Genomic DNA, 17138 nt, shown 5'->3' with positions numbered 1-17138 from the left:
CCCGCCATGACCACTCCCACGACCGGAACCGGCCCGGACGCCGGCCTGCCGCCCACCGACCCGGCCCAACTGCCGCTGGTCTTCGCCGCGGCCTTCAACGCCGGTGACGCGCAGGCCGTGGAGCGGCTCTTCGAGCCCGGCGCCGTCTTCGTCAACGCGCCCGGCGAGGTGGTGACCGGCGACGAACGGCGGGCCGCCACCGGCCGCTTCCTCGCCTTCGGCCTGCCGATCCGGATCGAGGTCCGGCAGTGCTACGTGGCCGGGGACCTCGCGCTGCTGATCGGGGACTACCTGATCGAGGGCGAGGGCCCGGACGGTCCGCTCCGCGACGAGGGCACGGCCACCGACGTCGCCCGGCGCGGCGCCGACGGCCGCTGGCGCTACGCGATCGACAACCCGCCCGGCACCGCCCGCTGACCCGAGGAAGGACCGCTGTGCCTGCTGCAGCCAACCCCGCCGCCGACCCGCTGCTCGACCTGCCGTTCGACGCCGTGCCGGACCCCGACGAGTACCTGCGCGCCGCGATGCGCTGGCACTTCTCGCCGGAGACCGGCTCGCCGTTCTGGCTGGCCCGGGCCGCGGGCCTCGGCTTCGACCCGCTCACCGAGGTCCGCACCCACGCCGACCTCGCCAAGTTCCCCAACCTCGCCGGCGAACTGCGCACCGCCCGGGTCGAGGACCTGATCCCGCGCGGCTACGGCGACCGCCCCGAGGTGGTCGGCGTCTACGAGAGCGGCGGCACCACCGGCGCGCCCAAGCGGATCGTGCTGCTGCGCGACTGGCTGGACCGGCTGCTCGGTTGGTCCAGCGCCCAACTGGACGGCCACGGCGTGCCGCAGGGCGTCAACTGGCTGGTGGTCGCCCCCACCGGCCCGCACATGGTCGGCGACGTGATCAAGGCCCAGACCGCCTACCGCGGCGGCCTGTCCTTCACCGTCGACCTCGACCCGCGCTGGGTGAAGCGGCTGATCGCCGACGGCAAGGGCGCCGAGGCCGGCGCGTACGCCGAGCACATCGTCGACCAGGTCGCGTACCTGCTGGAGACCCAGGACATCGGCGTGCTGATGTGCACCCCACCGGTGCTGGAGCGGATCGCCCGCCGCGACGGCCTCGCCAAGCTGGTCGGCGAGAAGATCCGGGCGATCAACTGGGTCGGCACCCAGATGGACCCGGACACCCGCCACCTCTACCGCACCGAGGTCTTCCCGAACGCCGTGCTCTACAGCGGCTACGGCTCGACCATGATCCTCGGCAACGCCAGCGAGCGGCACGGGCTGACCGACGACGACCCCTGCGTCTACGACCCGTACTCGCCGTACATGAGCTTCGGCGTGATCGACCCGGAGACCGGGCGGACGGTGGAGTACGGCGAGCGCGGGCAGGTGGTCATGCACCACGTGTCCAAGAGCCTGCTGATGCCCAACAACCTGGAGCGCGACCACGGCACCCGGATCGCCGCGCTGCCCGGGCACCTCGGCGACGCGGTGGCGGACATCGCCCCGGTCCAGGAGTTCGACAACGAGACCGTGATCGAGGGGGTGTACTGATGACGCAGCCCGCGCAGCCGCCCGCACAGTCCGAGCCGCCCGCGCAGCAGCCGCTGCTCCAACTGGACGCGCTCGGCCCCGGCGAGCCGTTCCGGGCCCGGCGCCGCACCGAGGTGACCGACGTCACCGGCGCGCCGTTCGCCGAACTCAGCCTCGTCCCGAAGCTGTTCGTCACCCGGGCGATGCGCGCCCTGCACGCGGCCGAGTCGCTGCCGGCCGAGGAGCGCTTCGCCGCGCTGGCCCGGGCCGGCCGGATCTTCACCTCGGAGACCATCGACGGCCTGGACTTCCCGTCCTACGAGCGCGCCGTGGCCCGGGTCTCCGGGGTGCCGATCACGGTCGTCCGGGACGCCACCCGGGCCATCGCCGACTCGGCCGAGAAGGCCGGCTGGTCCGCCTACCGGGCCCGCCCGGCCGGCGCGGTGAGCGACTGGCGGGACGGCGCCACCCTCGACGGCAGCGCCGTCTGGACCCGTCGCGGCGAGGTCTTCGCCGTCCACGCGGCCGGCAACCACCCCGGCCCGCACGGGCTCTGGCTGGAGGCGCTGGCACTCGGCTACCGGGTCGCCGTCCGCCCCTCCCGCCGTGAGCCGCTCACCCCGCACCGGCTGGTCACCGCGCTGCGGCTGGCGGGCTTCGCCGCCGACCAGGTGATGCTGCTGCCCACCGACCACGAGGCCGCGGACGAGATCCTGGCCGGCGCCGACCTGGGCATGGTCTACGGCGGCGACGAGGTGGTCCGCAAGTACGCGGGCAGCACCGTGCTGCCGCAGGGCCCCGGCCGGTCCAAGATCCTGGTCACCCGGGACACCGACTGGCGCGAGCACCTGGACACCATCGTCGACTCGATCGCCCACCAGGGCGGCGTGGCCTGCATCAACGCCACCGCCGTGCTGGTCGAGGGCGACCCGGCGCCGCTGGCCCGGGCGATCGCGGAGCGGCTGGCCGGGATCCCGAGCCTGCCGCCGGAGGACGAGAAGGCGGTGCTCTCGGTCCAGCCGGTGGCCGAGGCCCGGGCGATCGAGGCGTACCTGCTGCGCCGGGCGGCCGGCACCAGGGCCTGGCTCGGCGGGGACGGCGTGGTGGCCGAACTCGGCGACGGCAGCGCGGTGCTGCGCCCGGCCGTGCACCAGCTGGACCGGCCGGACGCCGACCAGACCGGCGTCGAACTCGCCTTCCCCTGCGTCTGGGTGGCGCCGTGGACGCCGGAGGCGGGGGTGGCGCCGCTGCGGAACTCGCTGGTGCTGACCGCGCTCACCGGGGACGACGCGCTGTTCGACCGGCTGCTCCGGGAGCCGAGCATCAGCAACGTCTACCGGGGCGACCACCCGACGTACTGGATCCGGCCCGGGGTGCCGCACGACGGCTACCTGGGGGAGTTCCTGATGCGGACCAAGACCGTCATCCGGGACTGAAGCAGCGGCCGGACCGGCGCTGGTCCGGGGTCGGCCCGGACGGGGACCTCGCGGGCGTGTGCCCGCGAGGTCCCCGCTCCGTTCTCCCGGGCTCGCTCAGTGCCGCAGCGCCCGGTCCACCAGGGCGCCGGCCATGCCGGTGTACCCGGCCGGGTCGCACAGCTCCGCGATCTCCGCGGCGGTGAAGTGCCCCTCCAGCCCGTCCTGTTCGGCGAGCACCTCGGCCAGCGGCCGGCCCTCCCGGTCGGCGGTCAGCGAGGCCTCGGTGAGCAGCTGCCGGGCCACCGCCTTGCCGAGCTTCGGCGCCAGCCGGGCGGCGATCCGCTCGGAGACCAGCTGGCCGCCGGTGAGCTCCAGGTTGGCCCGCATCCGCTCCGGCCGGACCACCAGCCCCGCGGCCAGCTCGACCGCGGTGTGCGCGGCGCCGCCGGCCAGCCGCAGGCACTCGCGCAGCAGCAGCCACTCGGCGTGCCAGGCGCCGCCCGAGCGCTCGTCCTCGGTGACCAGGCACTGGGTCAGTCCGGCGGCGAGCACCGGGACCTGGAGGGCGGCGCTGCGCAGCAGGGTGGCCAGCACCGGGTTGCGCTTGTGCGGCATCGCGGAGGAGGCGCCGCGTCCGGCCACCGCCGGTTCGACCACCTCGCCGACCTCGGTGCGGGTCAGTGACTGCACGTCCACCGCGATCTTGCCGAGCGCGCCGGCGGTGAAGGCCAGCGCGGCGGCGAGGTCGGCCATCGGGGTGCGCAGCGCGTGCCAGGGCAGGTCCGGCCGGGCGAGCCCGGTCTCGGCGGCGAAGGCGTCCAGCAGCCGGTCCAGGTAGTCGCCGGCGTCCACCTCCGGGTCGGGGCCGTCCAGCCGGGCGTACTCGAGGTAGCCGGCCAGGGTGCCGGCGGCGCCGCCCAGCGAGACCGGCAGCCCGTCCGCGAGGACGGCGGCGAGCCGGCGGTCGGCGTCCAGCACCAGTCGGCGCCAGCCGGCCGCCTTGAGGCCGAAGGTGGTGGGCACCGCGTGCAGGGCGAGGGTGCGCCCGGCGAGCACGGTGTCCCGGTGCTCGGCGGCGAGGCCGGCGAGCGCGTCGGCGGTGCGGCCGAGGTCGGCGCGGATCAGGGTGAGGGCCCGGGCGGCGACCAGCATGGCGCCGGTGTCCAGGATGTCCTGGCTGGTCGAGCCGCGGTGCACGTACTCGGCGGCGGCCGGGTCCTCGGCGGCCACCGCCCGGGTCAGCGCCTGGACCAGGCCGACCACCGGGTTGGCGGTCTCCCGGCAGGCCAGGGCCAGCTCGCGGACGTCGAACCGCTCGGCCCGGGCGGCCCGGGTGATCGCGGCGGCCGCGGCGGGCGGCACCGTGCCCAGGCCGGCCTGGGCACGGGCCAGGGCCGCTTCGGCGTCCAGCATGGCCTGGAGCCAGGCGCGGTCGGTCACGGCCGCCTCGACCGGGGTGCCGGCCCGGACGGGGGAGAGCAGGCCGGTGTCGGGCTCCGCCGGGGCCGGCGGGCTGGGGTGTGCGGTCATACGACGACGCCTCTCGGTTCGGACTCGGCTGACCCGGCGGACTCTACGGAGCCGTTGGACCGCCCCGACCCGGTGGACCCGGCGGACACCGCCGGTCCGCTGGGCTCGGCCGTCACCACGGGCCCGGCGGGCCCGGCCGCCCCGGTGGACTCCGCCGAGCCGGCGGACCCGGCCGCGGCGGTCGGCCACTCGGGCGCGGGGGAGAGCGCCAGCACCGCCCGGGCGATGGCGTCGGAGTCCCCGAGGGTCACCGAGTCGACGCCGGGCCGGATGCCCGCCGCGGTGACCCAGTGCACGGACTCGGTCGGCACCCCGTACGCGAAGCGGCGCGGGTGCGCCCGGCCGCGGCCGTCCAGCAGTCGGTAGGGCCGCTCGGTGACGGCGAGGCCGCCGGTGGGGTAGCCCGTCCCGGCGGGGCCGGGGATCCGGTAGGTGGCGCACTGCTCGGTGTCCAGCAGGTGCCGCAGCAGCGGGTCGTCGGTGCGCCGCAGGTCGGGTTCCGGCAGCCGGGCCTCGACCAGCACGGTGGCCCGGACCGTCGGGCCCGGGACGGCGGTCGAGTGCGCGGCGAAGGCCGGGTCGACCGGGTCGATCCGGATCTCGGTGCCGGGGCCGAGGAGTTCCACCACCCCGGCCTCGATCAGCGCGATCAGCTGCTCGATCCGCTCCACCGGCGGTCCGATGGAGAGGAAGGCGTTCAGCGGGGTGTACCAGCCGTCGAGGTCGTCCCGGTAGGAGTCGCCCGCGATGCCGCTGTGGTCGACCGCCATCCGGATCTCGTTGCGCAGGTCGCGCAGCACGTCCAGGGCGGCCTTGAGCGGGCCGCTGAGGTTCCCGGCCCTGGCTTCGGCGACGTCCTGGCGCAGATGCTCGAGCAGCCAGTCGCGGAAGTCCGCGCGGTCGGTGAACTCCCGCCCGGCGTAGGGGCGGGAGAGCCGGTCCCAGCTCCAGCGGTCGGCCTCGGGGATGCCGTGCTCGTCGAGCACGGCGGCCGGGTCCTCGGCGGTCAGGAAGCGGTCGGTGAACGCCTCGCGCTCGGCGCCGCGGGCCCGGGCGGTGAGCAGCGCGCCGTAGTAGACGGCCTCCACCTCGCGGGAGACCAGCGGCCAGAGGTCGGTGGCGAACCGCACCGGACCGCCCCGGCGGGTGCGCTCCCGCAGCTCGGCGACCACCTCGGTGGTGAGCAGCCGGGGCAGGTGGCGGCCGTACGCGCCCTTCTCGTTCTCGCCGCGCGCGTGGTACGGGATGCCGCGCCGCGAGGTGGCGTACAGCCGGGGCTCGGCGCCGGAGGGCCGGTACACCAGGCCGCCGTCCGTCTGCTCGAACCGGCCGCCCCGGCCGAGCGTGAACAGGGCCATGTGGTCGAAGAAGTTGAGGCCGAGGCCGCGCAGCAGGACGCTCTGGCCCGGGCGGGCGGTGACGTGGACGTCGGCGGGGTTGGCGGGGGTGATGTAGTCGAGGTGGTGGATCCTGGCCAGGCTGGCGGTGCGGGCCTCGCGCGGGGTGGGCCGGGCGGGGAGGTGGCCCTGGGCGAGCACGATGGCGTCCAGCCGGTTCAGCCGGGTGCCGTCCTCCAGCCGGACGCCCTGCGGGCCGCCGGGGAAGCCGTGCGCGTCGGCCATCGCGACCGCCCGGGAGCGGTGCACCCGGACGGTCACGGTCGGCGGGGCGGCGGCGACCACGGCGCGGAAGGCGGCGTGCAGGTAGTGGCCGTAGAAGGCGCGGGTCGGGTAGGTGTTCGGCCCGAGGGCGGCGGCCTCGGCCAGGGCCGCCCCGTCGGGGCCGTCCGGCTGCCGGCCGGGGGCGCCCGGTCCGTGCCCGTCCGGTCCCCGGCCGGCCGGTTCGTGGACGCCTGGTTCGTTGCCGCCCGGTCCGTTGCCGCCCGGTCCGTTCCGGGCCGGGTCCGGGTCCCGGTCGGGACTGCCCTCGGGGGCAAGCGACTTCGCCCATTCGTACAGGCTGGGACCGGGTTCGACGGGCCCGTCGATCCGGACGCTGTCGTCGGTGTACACGGTGATCTGTGAGGCCACCGTGTTCATCAGGAGGTGTCGGGACTGGTCGGTGCGCCAGACCCGGCCCGCTCCGGGGGGTGCCGGGTCCACCACGTGCACGGTGACGGTGGCCCCGGAGGGGCTGGACCGTTCGTTCGCGCAGAGTCGTTCCAGCACCGATAGACCGCGAGGACCCGCGCCGATGACGCAGATCTGGAGGTGACTGTCGATCATGCCCACGGCTCGAAATCGTAGTTGTGATCATCCGATGATGAAAAGGTCTTGACGCCGTGCATCCAGGCCACCCGCTCGTGCAAGTCGCCCTCGGAGAGCGCTCCGAGCAGCCGGTTCCTGGTCCGCGCGGCCTCGCCCGCGGGGTGCCAGAGCCGGATCGATTCCCGCGCGGCACGCTGCACCGCCGCCGTACGAGCCTGCCGTTCGGAGGCGAACCTGGCAAGGGTGCCGGTGAGTTCAGTGGTCTCGACCATCAACTCGCCCAGCAGAACGGCATCCTCCAGCGCCTGACAGGCCCCCTGCGCCGCGTAGTGCAGCATCGGGTGCGCGGCGTCGCCCAGCAGCGCCACCCGGCCGTCCGTCCACCGCCGCACCGGGTCCCGGTCCACCAGTACCCAGGAGCGCCAGCCCTCGCCGAGCGCCAGCAGCCGCCGGGCGTTCGGCGCGGTCAGACCGGCCAGCTGCTCCCCGACCAGCTCCTCGTCCACCGCCACCCCGGCGAGCGCCTCGGTGGCGCCGTTGTCCCGGGAGGCGGCCAGGTTGAGGAACGCCCCGCCGGCGATCGGGTAGTGGACGAAGTGGCAGTGCGGGCCGGTCCACCAGGTCACCGAGGTGGGCAGCCGCAGCTCCTCGGGGACCAGCTCCATCGGGACCACCGCCCGGTAGACGGTGATCCCGGAGATCCGCGGCTCGCCGTCGCCGACCAGCTGGGCGCGGACCGCCGAATGGATGCCGTCCGCCCCGAGCAGCACGTCGCCGCGCACCGAGCCGCCGTCCGCCAGCAGCGCGGTGGCGCCCCCGGCGTCCTGCCGGTAGCCGGTGACGGCGGTCGCGGCGCGCAGCTCGATCCGCGGCTCGTCCCGGCAGGCGCGCAGCAGCAGCCCGTGCAGCTCGGCCCGGTGCACCACCACGTACGGGTTGCCGAACCGCTGCCGGTAGCGCTCGGTGAGGGTCAGGCTGGTGACGTGCTCGCCGGTGACGCCGTCCATGAAGCGCAGTTCGGCCATGTGCACCCCGGCCGCCCGGACGGCGTCGCCGAGGCCCAGCCGCTCCAGCGCGAGGATGCCGTTCGGCGCGATCTGGATGCCCGCCCCGATCTCGGCGAACTCCGGCGCCCGCTCCAGGACCACCGCCCGGTGGCCGGCCCGGGCGAGGGCCAGCGCGGCGGCCAGTCCGCCGATCCCGCCGCCGGCCACCAGGACGGTGGCCGGGGCGTCGTGGCGCGCCGTCACCGGACCGGCCCGTCGTCCTCGGCGGCCGCCAGCCGGCGGGCCAGCTCCAGCCGCTTGATCTTGGTGGTGGCGGTGGCCGGGAGCTCGCCCAGCCGCCACTGCACCGGATCGGCCATCGGCGGCAGACCCGCCGCGGCGGCCCGCCAGGCGGCCGGTGCCACCGGCAGGTCGTCCTTGGTGCAGATCACCGGCACCGCCCGGCCGTCCGCGCCGGGGACGATCACCACCTCGGCGAGCTGGGGGAGGCGGGCGAACAGCGCGTCCTCGGCGGCCAGGGTGGAGCCGAAGCCCTCGATCAGGTCGACCTCGCGGTCCAGCAGGTGCACACAGCCCCAGCGGGTGCGGTAGCCGACGTCGCCCATCCGCCACCAGCCGTCCTCGACCTGCTGGTCGTACCGGGCCTGCTCGCCGAGGTAGGTGACGATCCGGCCGTCGCTGCGGACCTCGATGTACCCGGGGTTCTCCGCCGACGGCGGCCGGCCGTTGCGGCTCACCACCCGGACGTCGGTGAAGCCGGGGAAGGGCATGCCCACGCAGCGGCCGTCCGCGTCCGCGCCGCGCCGCCGGGAGAACGAGCGCACCACCGCCGGGCCGACCTCGCTCTGCCCGTACAGCTGGCCGAAGACCGGCGCGGTGCGGGCGGAGGCGGCGAGCATGGTCCGCACGGTGCGGGGGTGGATCGCGTCGAAGGTCGAGGAGAACAGCTTGACGTTGGCCAGCGGGCGGCGCGGGTCCCCGGCGAGTTCCTCCCACTCCATGAAGGAGTTGGGGTGGGCCTCCAGGATCCCGGGGCGCAGCCGGGCGAACAGCTCGGCCACGTGCCCGGGCTCCGAGTGGGCCAGCACCAGGATCGGGAAGCCGCGGAACAGCGAGATCGCCAGCGCGGTGATCAGCCGGGAGTGGACGAAGGAGACATGGATGGCGATGGTCTCCCGGCCCGGGACCACCGGGCGCAGGACGAGCGCCTGCGGCCGGTAGCGGGCCTCCAGAGTGCGGCCGGTGTGCACGGCCAGCTTGGGCGTGCCGGTGGTGCCGGAGGTGTGGGTGATCAGGGTCGGGTGGTCCGGCGGCGCGGTGACCGGCGCGACCCGGGGCGAGCCGGCCAGGGCGGCCAGCTCGACCGCGCCGGGGTGGCTGCCGGAGGCCAGCAGGACGGTGGCGGCCAGCTCGAAGACCTCGGCCGGCAGGTCCTTGGCGAGCTTGACCGCGTCGGTGACCAGGAACGGCTCGTCGGTGCGGCGGACCAGCTCGGCGACGGTCGCGCCGTCCAGATAGGGCGAGAGCAGCACCGGGACGGCGCCGATCCGGGCCGTGGCGCAGGCGAGCAGGGTGATGTCGAAACTGTTCGACTTGTGGACCACCACCCGGCGGCCCGGTCGGACCCCGGCGGCCCACAGCCGGGAGGCGTGGTCGTCGACCAGGTCGGCGAGCTCGGCGACGGTGGACCGCCGGCCCAGCTCGGGGGCGATGTCGAGGTCGTGGTCGAGGATCACCACGTTCGCGCCGTTCCGGACGGCGGCCCGCTCGAAGAGCGTGCCCAGTCGGATTCCCCGGTTGGCAATGCGCTGAAGGAGCACCGTTCCGCCCTCTCGTGGGATTAGGGTCGCTGTGCTTTCAGGGGTTTCGTCCCGGGGGATGTGCCGCCGGGACTTCGTGCCAGGAGCCTTTTTCGGATTCAGTTCCAGGGGGGGATCCGGTTCAGCGGTCCTTCTCGACGACCTGCTTGATCCGCTCCAGGGTCACCCCGAGGTCGGCCGCGACCTTCTCGCCCCACTCGGCGAAGAAGCGGCGCTTCTCGTCCTCGTCCATCCCGGCGGTGATGCCGCGGATGCCCTCGGTGGCGGCGCCCATCCGGAAGTGGTGCACCAGCACGCTGTGGTCCGCGTCCGGCTCCGCGCCGGGGGCCACGTCGAAGGCCCAGACGCTGTCCTGGGCGCGGCCGCCGGTGTCCCGCATGGCCCAGCGGAAGGTCCGGCCGGGCTCGGCCGCGACCACCTCGGCGTGGGTGTACCAGGTGCCGCGGACCACCGGCGCCCAGGCGACCACGTCCGGGCTGCGCAGGTTCTCGCCGCGGAACACCGAACCGACCTCGGCGGGCGCGCCGGAGATCCAGCTGCCGCCCTGGCATTCCGGGCTCCACTCGCCGCAGCGCGGGAGGTCGCTGATCACCGAATAGATCTCGTCGGGGGTGGCGGAAATCCGGATCTCGGCCCGGGAACGGAAAAGCGGGGCGTTTTCTGCGGTGTTTTCTCCCATGGCCGGAATCCTGGGCGGCGGCCCGCGGGAGGGTCAAAGGCGTGCCGACGGGTCCGTCAAGTCCGGCCGTGGACCTGACACATCGCGCCCGGAACCGGTTCGGGGGCCACCGGCCGGATGCTAAGGAGGTGGCCCGCCGTCCCTAGAGCTCGAGGCCGAAGTGCAGCGCGGTGACCGCCATCCGGTGCGCGTGGTAGAAGCGGTGCGCGCCGTGGTTGGCCGTCCCCGAGTCCAGCTCGATCCGGACGCAGCCGGCCGCCGCGGCCCGCTCCCGGAGCACCGCGAACAGCCGCCCGCCGACCCCGGCCGAGCGGGCCGACGGCGCGGTCACCAGGTCGTCGACGAAGAACAGCCGCCCCCGGCTGGTGGCCAGCACCCGGTGGGTGGCCACCGCCAGGCAGCGCCGCCGCCCGTCGTACGCGGCGGTGAACACCAGCCCCTGGGCGTGCGCCTCGGCCGCGAACGCGGCGAAGCCGTCCGTCCCGAGCGCCGGGCGCAGCGCCAGCAGCAGCGGTGCGACGTCCCGCAGCAGCGCGGGCCCGTCCGGCCCGACGTCCACGAAGCTGAGTTCCATCTCCCGTGCCCCCCGACGGTCGTGGTGGTCCTGCCGGCCTTGGTGGTTCTGCTGGTCCTGCTGTCCCTGGTGGTCGGGCTAGGCCGGTGCGCCGTACACCGCGAGGAACGCCGCCACGCCGTGCTCCACGACCTCGGCGATCCGCTCGGCCGGCATCGGCAGTGCGCCGTAGAAGGTGGGCTGGGCGACGGCGAGGAAGGTCAGCAGGTTGAGCATCCGGGCGGCCTCGGCCGGGTCCGGCACCACCAGCAGCCCGCGCTCGGCGAACTCGGCCATCCAGTGCGTCAGCACCCGGTGGGTCTCCCGGGGGCCGGCCTCCTGCCAGGCCTCCAGCACCGCCGGGCGGATGTGCAGCGCCTCGGCCTCGATGGTGCGGACCAGCGCCCAGTGCTCGGCGAAGGTGGTGAGCGAGTCGACCCGCTCCAGGCCGAAGTCGACGAGGTCGGTGCGCAGGTCGACGATCTTCCGCAGATGGCGGTCGGCGATCTTCGCCTGGGTGGCGGCCACCGTGGAGGCGCCCTCCAGGATCACCGACCGGAACAGCTGCTCCTTGTCGGCGAAGTGGTTGTAGATGGTCCGCTTGGAGACGCCGGCCTCGGCGGCGATGGCGTCCACGCTGGTGCGGGTGAAGCCCTCGCGGCCGAACACGGTGCGGGCCGCGCGGGCGATCGCCACCCGCTTCTCCGGCATGCCGCGGCGCCCGGTGGCCGGGGCGGCGTCCGGGGTGCCGGCCGGGTCGGCGTCCGGGGCGGCGGGTCTCGCGGCCGGGGCGGGCTGTTCGGTCACGGGGAAATCCTCCTTGCAGTGCACTACATCGTGTAGTTTACGACATGCTTGACGTGAAGCGGACTTCAAGTCCTACGCTCGTCGGTACGTCCGGAAGTCCCAGGAGGGAAGCGTTCCATGGCCGTTCAGCTGAACCACACGATCGTCCCGGCACGGGACGACGAGGAGACCGCGCGCTTCCTGACCGAGATCCTCGGTCTGGCCGCTCCCGTGCGCAGCGAGCCCTTCCTCGTCGTCCGGCTCGCCAACGACGTCGCGATGGACGTCATGCGGATCGACGGGCCGGTCCCCGCCGGGCACTACGCCTTCCTGGTCGGCGACGAGGAGTTCGACGAGATCCTCGGCCGGGTCCAGGACCGCGGGATCACCTACTGGGCCGACCCGTTCCACCGCCACGCCGGTCGGGTCAACGACTGGTTCGGCGGCCGCGGCGCCTACTTCGAGGACCCGAACGGCCACAACCTGGAGATCATGACCCGCGCCTCCGGCGACAGCCGCTAGCGCCCACGGGCGCGGCGCCCACGACTGCCCGGCCGCGGCCCCCGGGGGGAGGCCGCGGCCGGGTTCCGCATCCGTGACCGTCCGTCAGAACCCGTTCGCCGACGACCTGACAGAGATCGGATACGGACGGGATTGCTCCGCCCCCGCGCGGGTTAGCCTCCCCGCATGATCGAGACCAAGGGGCCGGTGCACCGGCCGGGAGACGACGAGTACGACGCCCGACGGACCGGCTACAACCTCGCGCTGGACCACCGCCCGGCGCTGGTGGTGTCCGCCGCCGACACCGCCGATGTGATCGCCGCCGTCCGGTACGCCGCCGAGCACGGCCTCGCCGTCGCCGTCCGCGCCACCGGCCACGGCATCTCCGTCCCCACCGACGGCCAGCTGGTGATCGACACCGCCGCCCTCGACGAGGTCACCGTCGACCCGGTCGCCCGGACCGCCACCGTCGGCGCCGGCGTCCGCTGGCGCCAGGTGCTCGACGCCGCCGCACCGCACGGCCTCGCCCCGCTGAGCGGCTCCAACCCCGACGTCGGCGCCGTCGGCTACACCCTCGGCGGCGGCATCGGCCTGCTCGGCCGCCGCCACGGCTTCGCCGCCGACCACGTCCGCCGACTGGAGGTCGTCACCGCCGACGGCCGCCTGGTCGAGACCGGCCCCGCGACCGAACCCGACCTGTTCTGGGCCCTGCGCGGGGGCAAGGACAACTTCGGGATCGTCACCGCGATGGAGATCGACCTCGTCCCCTGCACCGGCCTCTACGGCGGCGGCCTCTACTACCCCGCCGAATCCGCCGCCGCCGCGCTGCACGGCTGGGCCGAGTGGAGCCGGACCGTCCCCGAGGAGCTCGCCACCTCCGCCCAGCTGATCGGCTACCCCGACATCGACGCCGTACCGGAGCCGATCCGCGGCCGCTACGCCGTCGTGCTGCGGGTCGCCTGGAGCGGCCCGGCCGAGCAGGGCGAGGAATGGGTCCGGCCGCTGCGCGCCTTCGGCACCCCGCTCCTCGACACCGTCCGCGAGCTGCCCTTCACCGAGGCCGGCACGATCCACCACGAGCCGCCGTTCGCGCACCCCGCGTACGACCGGAACACCGCCCTGCGCGAGTTCACCGCCGCGACGGCGGACGCCGTCCTGGAACTCGCCGGACCGGACGCCGACAGCCCGCTGATCGTGGAGTTCCGGCTCCAGGGCGGCGCCTACTCGCGCGAGCCCGCGGTGCCGAACGCCGTCGGCGGCCGGGACGCCGGCTACCTGGCCTTCTCCACCAGCATGATCGGCCCGGTCCCGCTGGAGGGGCTGCGCACCGCGCACGCCGCCCTGCACGAGCGGCTGCGCCCGTGGTCCACCGGCGGCGCGCTCGCCAACTTCTTCGGCCTGGACGACGCCGACCCGGCCGTCGTGCGCACCGCCTACCCGGAGCCCGTGCACCGGCGGCTCACCGAGCTCAAGGCGGTGTACGACCCGGGGAACCTCTTCCGGCTCAACTTCAACATCCCGCCCGCCGGCTGACCCGCCCGGTCCCTGTAGCCTTCTCGCCTCCAAGCTCCTGACCTCCTCGTCTGCCCGTTCGGACTGCCCTCGCGGACCACTCCGCGGACCGCCCCGGCAACGGTTCGCGGCCGGTACGGGCTCTGGGTGGACGAGGAGGTACTCATGGGAGCCAAGAAGGCCGAGCGGGACGCCGAGTTCAACGCGTTCGTGACCGGTGCCTGGCCACGTCTGATGCGAACGGCGTTCCTGCTGACCGGGGAGCGCTACCTCGCGGAGGACGTGGTGCAGACCGCACTGGAGCGGACCTACGCCGCCTGGGGGAGGGTCACCAAGGCCGACGAGCCGTACGCCTACGTGCGCCGGATCGTCATCAACGAGCACGCCCGCCGCTTCCGGCGCAGGGTCCCGGAGCAGCTGGTCAACGCCGTGCCGGACCGCACCGGCCCGGACGGCTTCGCCCGCCTGGACGAGCGGGCCGCCCTGCTGGAGGCGCTCGGCACCCTGCCGCCGGGCCAGCGGCAGGCGGTGGTGCTGCGCTACTGGGAGGACCTGAGCGAGTCCCAGGCCGCCGCCGCCATGGGCTGTTCGGTGGGCACGGTCAAGAGCCAGGCGTCGAAGGGCATCGCCAAGCTTCGCGAGCTCTCCTCACTCATCACCATGACGAGCATCGGAGGTGCGGCATGAACCGCGACGAGGCGCAGGCGACCGGGGTGGCGGGCGGCGAGGAGGTGGCCCGGGCCCTGGCCGGGCTGGTGGAGACGATGGAGACCGGCCCGGCGCCGTACGGGGCGGTGCTGGCCGGCGGCCGGAGGCGGGTGGTCCGGCGGCGGACGTCCCTGGGCGGGGCGATGGCGCTGGCCCTGGTCGCCGCCCTCGGCGGCGTGGCGGCGGTGAACGGGGGAGTCGGCGGGCTCGGCGGACGGGCCGGCGGCACCGCGGTCGTGGCGTCGAGCGCGAATGTGTCGACGGTGCTGTCCCCGGCCGCCGGCGGGCCCGCCGCGACCCCGGGCGCCCCCCGCGACCCGCTCGTCCCGACCCGGATCCAGGTGCTCGCCGGCACCAAGGACGGCAAGCCCTGGAGCGTCTGGGCGGCCCTGTGGCCCGCTCCCGGCAAGGAGCGGATCCGCGAGCAGGCCCGGCTGATCTGGCAGGAGGACGCCGACGCCGGCTCCCCCTGGCCCGCGCCCACCGAGGAGTACGTCACCCGGTACGGGACGCCGGACGCGGACCACGTGGTCTTCTACTACATCCAGGACGGCAAGCGGCTCGCGCGCTCCGACGAGACCTTCGTCGCGCCGCCCGGCACTCCGGTGGGCTTCTTCTACGCGGACCGCACGGCGCACGACGACTTCGGCCACTTCTGGTTCGGCGCCCAGGCCAAGAACGGCACCGACGACCCGCTGTACACCGTCCCCAAGGTGGACATCGGCCTGGTGCCCCCGGGCGTCGCCCGGGCCGTGATCGAGTGGGCCGACGGCGTCACCGCCGAGCCCGCCATCCTGTCCCTCGGCGACTCCGAGGCCCGCTGGATCGGCGCCGCCAAGCGCGGCGTCGCCGCCGAACTCCGCCTCTACGCGGCCGACGGCTCCCTGATCGGCAGCAAGAAGGGCTGGGCGGAGAACTGACCGCCCGCTGACCCCGGTCCGACCCGGCGGGCCCCGGGGAGTTCGCTCCCCGGGGCCCGCCGGCGTGGTGGTCAGAGCTCGGCGGGCGCGGCGGGCACGGCGACCGGCCGCAGCACCGTCAGCGAGTCCTCCTGGGACGCCACCATGGCGAAGGAGAACCGGTCGAGTTCCAGGCAGAGCGCGACGTCGTCGGGATGAGCCCCCTCACGCACCCCCTGTGCCAGCTCGGCGGCGGCCCGCGACCCCGCGGCCCGGCGGAGGTACGCGTCCGCGTGCGTCCCGTCCCCGGCGGCCCTCCCGGCGATGTACTGGGCGCACGCCAGGTCCTCCTCGGCCCGCCCGTCCTCGCCGGTGACCACATAGGTGACGCTCCCGCACCCCCGGTCCCGCAGCAGCCGGGCCGTCGCCCCCGCCACCACGAAGCCGGCGCAGAGCACCAGCGGGGCGTCCTTCACCGCGAGCGCGCCGACCGTCCCGGCCGTGGTCTTCTGCACCACCGTCCGCCCGCCGAGGTCCACGTCCCGCAGCAGTCCCGGCGAGTTGACGGCGTCGAACCCGGGCGCCGCCGCCCCGTCCTTGAGCGCCACCCACCCCGGCCGCCGGGCCTTGAGCGCCAACGCCTCGTCCAGCGACCCGGCCAGAACGATCTTCTCGGCCCCCCGCTCGAACGCCCAGGCGGCCACGGTGAACGCACGCATGACATCGACCACGACCGCGACCGCCGGAACCTCGGCCACCTCGTCGATCGCGAGAAAACTGGAGTCCATGCCCGCCATGATCGCGGCCCCCGCCTCCCCGGCCCACCCCTTTTCGGGTCAGTACGGCAGCAGGTCACCCGTGACCAGGTCGAAGCCGAACGGCTCGGGGATGTGCAGGCTCTCGCCGAACCCGATGTCCTCGCGGCGGTGGTACTTCGTGCCGTCGGGCCGGCTCCGGCGGGCTTCGTCGAGGAGGGCGAAGTGCTCCGGGTTCATGCGCGCGGTCTCCTGGGTCTGCCGGGCAGTGCTCGTCAGCGCAGTCCGCCACCGGTCCCGGACATGCGGAAGGCCCGGAGAGCGGGCTCTCCGGGGCGGGGCGGCGTCGGCACCGGCGTCAACCGGCGCCGCACGTCCTCATGCTTCTGATGGGCGGGGTCGAGGGCTGTCCGCCCTCGCGCCGGTCGGCGTGCGAGTCGACCGGGCGCCAGGGGTCACAGCCGGAAGAGCTTGGCGAAGGGTGCAGTGATCCGCTCCGTTCGTGAGCCGAAGTCGACCAGAACGGCGAGTTCGCCCTCGACACCGATGGCGCGGCCGAGGCCGTACTCGTCGTGCGTCACCCGGTCTCCGACAGCGAATACCTTGGGCGGCGGCGGGGCCGGAGCCCGACGGAAGGGGCTGGTGGGGAGGTGGCGCCGGGGCGCGGCTGAATTCGTCATCCTGGCCAGTATGCGCTTGATTTCGGCGGAGCGGGTGGCTTGATCCGCCGGATATTTTGGATCTTGGCCGCCGGAGGCGGCCCGCGGTGCGCACCCCGGGCGCACGGGGGCCCGCCGGCGGGCGCCACTGCCCGGCGGCGCCGCAGGCCGGAGCCACGCCGGCGAACTCGCCGAGGAGAACTCCCCCGTTGGGGTGCGGACCCTGCTACAGTCGTGATAGTTGCAGTTGTGGTTCCCATGAACTTTGTGTGCGCCTGCTGGTTCTGACCGCAGGCGTATTTTGTTACCCGGCCATTTTTTCCCGGGTGGGTCATCATCGCGGCGACGCGAAACTCGCGACCTGTGAGTTTCGGACGTCCCATTCGAAGGATTTTTAAATGGCTAACGGCACTGTGAAGTGGTTCAACGCGGAAAAGGGCTTCGGCTTCATCGAGCAGGAGGGTGGCGGTCCGGACGTGTTCGCCCACTACTCGAACATCAACGCCAACGGCTTCCGCGAGCTGCTCGAGGGCCAGAAGGTCGAGTTCGACGTCACGCAGGGCCAGAAGGGCCCGCAG

18 protein-coding genes are annotated in these 17138 nt (G+C 74.5%); 8 read left to right on the top strand and 10 right to left on the bottom strand.

The window, feature by feature from the left end:
- Positions 1–6 precede the first annotated feature (6 nt).
- From IF01_RS0106110 to IF01_RS0106100, 3 genes are read left to right on the top strand one after another with little or no spacing between them, the layout of a single operon-like run.
- Complete coding sequence (locus tag IF01_RS0106110) at positions 7–417, top strand: YybH family protein (protein WP_037779168.1); 411 nt, start codon at positions 7–9, stop codon at positions 415–417.
- A 17-nt stretch (positions 418–434) separates the two neighbouring features.
- Positions 435–1547 (top strand): phenylacetate--CoA ligase family protein, encoded by a 1113-nt coding sequence (locus IF01_RS0106105; RefSeq protein WP_030392243.1) that lies wholly within the window; start codon positions 435–437, stop codon positions 1545–1547.
- Complete coding sequence (locus IF01_RS0106100) at positions 1547–2962, top strand: aldehyde dehydrogenase family protein (RefSeq protein WP_051754973.1); 1416 nt, start codon at positions 1547–1549, stop codon at positions 2960–2962. Before IF01_RS0106105 ends, IF01_RS0106100 begins: the two co-directional genes overlap by 1 nt.
- A 96-nt stretch (positions 2963–3058) precedes the next feature.
- On the opposite strand, the gene IF01_RS0106095 is transcribed toward IF01_RS0106100, so the two are convergent.
- The 7 genes from IF01_RS0106095 to IF01_RS0106065 form a co-directional block, all read right to left on the bottom strand.
- Entirely contained in the window at positions 3059–4474 is a 1416-nt protein-coding gene (locus IF01_RS0106095; RefSeq protein ID WP_030392241.1) for a nitrosuccinate lyase, read from the bottom strand.
- Positions 4471–6699 (bottom strand): FAD/NAD(P)-binding protein, encoded by a 2229-nt coding sequence (locus tag IF01_RS0106090; protein WP_078879777.1) that lies wholly within the window; start codon positions 6697–6699, stop codon positions 4471–4473. Before IF01_RS0106090 ends, IF01_RS0106095 begins: the two co-directional genes overlap by 4 nt.
- On the bottom strand, positions 6696–7931 hold the full coding sequence (locus IF01_RS0106085) for an FAD-dependent monooxygenase (RefSeq protein WP_030392239.1): 1236 nt from the start codon (positions 7929–7931) through the stop codon (positions 6696–6698). The genes IF01_RS0106090 and IF01_RS0106085 overlap by 4 nt, the downstream gene beginning before the upstream one ends.
- A complete protein-coding gene (locus IF01_RS0106080; RefSeq protein ID WP_030392238.1) occupies positions 7928–9508 on the bottom strand; it encodes a class I adenylate-forming enzyme family protein in 1581 nt (526 codons plus the stop codon). Before IF01_RS0106080 ends, IF01_RS0106085 begins: the two co-directional genes overlap by 4 nt.
- A gap of 121 nt (positions 9509–9629) precedes the next feature.
- Entirely contained in the window at positions 9630–10187 is a 558-nt protein-coding gene (locus IF01_RS0106075; RefSeq protein WP_030392237.1) for an SRPBCC family protein, read from the bottom strand.
- Positions 10188–10329: 142 nt separating this feature from the next.
- Positions 10330–10761 carry a GNAT family N-acetyltransferase gene (locus IF01_RS0106070; protein WP_030392236.1) on the bottom strand — a complete coding sequence of 144 codons (432 nt, stop codon included), beginning with the start codon at positions 10759–10761 and terminating at the stop codon, positions 10330–10332.
- A gap of 78 nt (positions 10762–10839) precedes the next feature.
- Positions 10840–11547 (bottom strand): TetR/AcrR family transcriptional regulator, encoded by a 708-nt coding sequence (locus IF01_RS0106065; RefSeq protein ID WP_244215448.1) that lies wholly within the window; start codon positions 11545–11547, stop codon positions 10840–10842.
- A gap of 117 nt (positions 11548–11664) precedes the next feature.
- Here IF01_RS0106065 and IF01_RS0106060 point away from each other — a divergent pair, with 117 nt between their 5' ends.
- The 4 genes from IF01_RS0106060 to IF01_RS0106045 all read left to right on the top strand — a co-directional run bounded on the left by IF01_RS0106060 (position 11665) and on the right by IF01_RS0106045 (position 15167).
- Positions 11665–12048: a VOC family protein gene (locus IF01_RS0106060; RefSeq protein WP_030392234.1), complete on the top strand. Its 384-nt coding sequence runs from the start codon at positions 11665–11667 to the stop codon at positions 12046–12048.
- 165 nt (positions 12049–12213) lie between these two features.
- Positions 12214–13560, top strand: a complete 1347-nt coding sequence (locus IF01_RS0106055; RefSeq protein WP_030392233.1) for an FAD-binding oxidoreductase — start codon at positions 12214–12216, stop codon at positions 13558–13560.
- A 144-nt stretch (positions 13561–13704) separates the two neighbouring features.
- Positions 13705–14226, top strand: coding sequence for a SigE family RNA polymerase sigma factor (locus IF01_RS0106050; protein ID WP_030392232.1), 522 nt, complete (start codon positions 13705–13707; stop codon positions 14224–14226).
- Positions 14223–15167: a hypothetical protein gene (locus IF01_RS0106045; RefSeq protein WP_030392231.1), complete on the top strand. Its 945-nt coding sequence runs from the start codon at positions 14223–14225 to the stop codon at positions 15165–15167. The genes IF01_RS0106050 and IF01_RS0106045 overlap by 4 nt, the downstream gene beginning before the upstream one ends.
- A gap of 71 nt (positions 15168–15238) precedes the next feature.
- Here the strand turns inward: IF01_RS0106045 and IF01_RS0106040 are convergent, their stop codons facing one another.
- From IF01_RS0106040 to IF01_RS0106030, 3 genes are all read right to left on the bottom strand, one after another.
- Positions 15239–15934 carry a 2-phosphosulfolactate phosphatase gene (locus IF01_RS0106040; RefSeq protein WP_030392230.1) on the bottom strand — a complete coding sequence of 232 codons (696 nt, stop codon included), beginning with the start codon at positions 15932–15934 and terminating at the stop codon, positions 15239–15241.
- A 48-nt stretch (positions 15935–15982) separates the two neighbouring features.
- Positions 15983–16141: a hypothetical protein gene (locus IF01_RS47375; RefSeq protein ID WP_208624287.1), complete on the bottom strand. Its 159-nt coding sequence runs from the start codon at positions 16139–16141 to the stop codon at positions 15983–15985.
- Positions 16142–16356: 215 nt separating this feature from the next.
- Positions 16357–16581 (bottom strand): hypothetical protein, encoded by a 225-nt coding sequence (locus tag IF01_RS0106030; RefSeq protein ID WP_030392229.1) that lies wholly within the window; start codon positions 16579–16581, stop codon positions 16357–16359.
- A gap of 377 nt (positions 16582–16958) precedes the next feature.
- On the opposite strand from IF01_RS0106030, the gene IF01_RS0106025 reads away from it, so the two are divergent.
- The coding region (locus IF01_RS0106025) for a cold-shock protein (RefSeq protein ID WP_030392683.1) at positions 16959–17138 on the top strand (180 nt) is incomplete at its 3' end.

This window comes from Kitasatospora purpeofusca, from assembly GCF_000718025.1.
GTDB lineage: Bacteria > Actinomycetota > Actinomycetes > Streptomycetales > Streptomycetaceae > Kitasatospora > Kitasatospora purpeofusca.
Note: the sequence above shows the minus strand (reverse complement) of the source record. Positions and strands in the feature narration are given on the sequence as shown.

What these genes read in the sequence shown, in the direction of transcription:
- IF01_RS0106110 (WP_037779168.1), top strand. Translation starts at nt 7, where the DNA reads ATGACCACTCCCACGACCGGAACCGGCCCGGACGCCGGCCTGCCGCCC.
- IF01_RS0106100 (WP_051754973.1), top strand. Translation starts at nt 1,547, where the DNA reads ATGACGCAGCCCGCGCAGCCGCCCGCACAGTCCGAGCCGCCCGCGCAG.
- IF01_RS0106095 (WP_030392241.1), bottom strand. Translation starts at nt 4,474, where the DNA reads ATGACCGCACACCCCAGCCCGCCGGCCCCGGCGGAGCCCGACACCGGC.
- IF01_RS0106090 (WP_078879777.1), bottom strand. Translation starts at nt 6,699, where the DNA reads ATGATCGACAGTCACCTCCAGATCTGCGTCATCGGCGCGGGTCCTCGC.
- IF01_RS0106075 (WP_030392237.1), bottom strand. Translation starts at nt 10,187, where the DNA reads ATGGGAGAAAACACCGCAGAAAACGCCCCGCTTTTCCGTTCCCGGGCC.
- IF01_RS0106070 (WP_030392236.1), bottom strand. Translation starts at nt 10,761, where the DNA reads ATGGAACTCAGCTTCGTGGACGTCGGGCCGGACGGGCCCGCGCTGCTG.
- IF01_RS0106060 (WP_030392234.1), top strand. Translation starts at nt 11,665, where the DNA reads ATGGCCGTTCAGCTGAACCACACGATCGTCCCGGCACGGGACGACGAG.
- IF01_RS0106055 (WP_030392233.1), top strand. Translation starts at nt 12,214, where the DNA reads ATGATCGAGACCAAGGGGCCGGTGCACCGGCCGGGAGACGACGAGTAC.
- IF01_RS0106050 (WP_030392232.1), top strand. Translation starts at nt 13,705, where the DNA reads ATGGGAGCCAAGAAGGCCGAGCGGGACGCCGAGTTCAACGCGTTCGTG.
- IF01_RS0106045 (WP_030392231.1), top strand. Translation starts at nt 14,223, where the DNA reads ATGAACCGCGACGAGGCGCAGGCGACCGGGGTGGCGGGCGGCGAGGAG.
- IF01_RS0106040 (WP_030392230.1), bottom strand. Translation starts at nt 15,934, where the DNA reads ATGGACTCCAGTTTTCTCGCGATCGACGAGGTGGCCGAGGTTCCGGCG.
- IF01_RS47375 (WP_208624287.1), bottom strand. Translation starts at nt 16,141, where the DNA reads ATGAACCCGGAGCACTTCGCCCTCCTCGACGAAGCCCGCCGGAGCCGG.
- IF01_RS0106030 (WP_030392229.1), bottom strand. Translation starts at nt 16,581, where the DNA reads ATGACGAATTCAGCCGCGCCCCGGCGCCACCTCCCCACCAGCCCCTTC.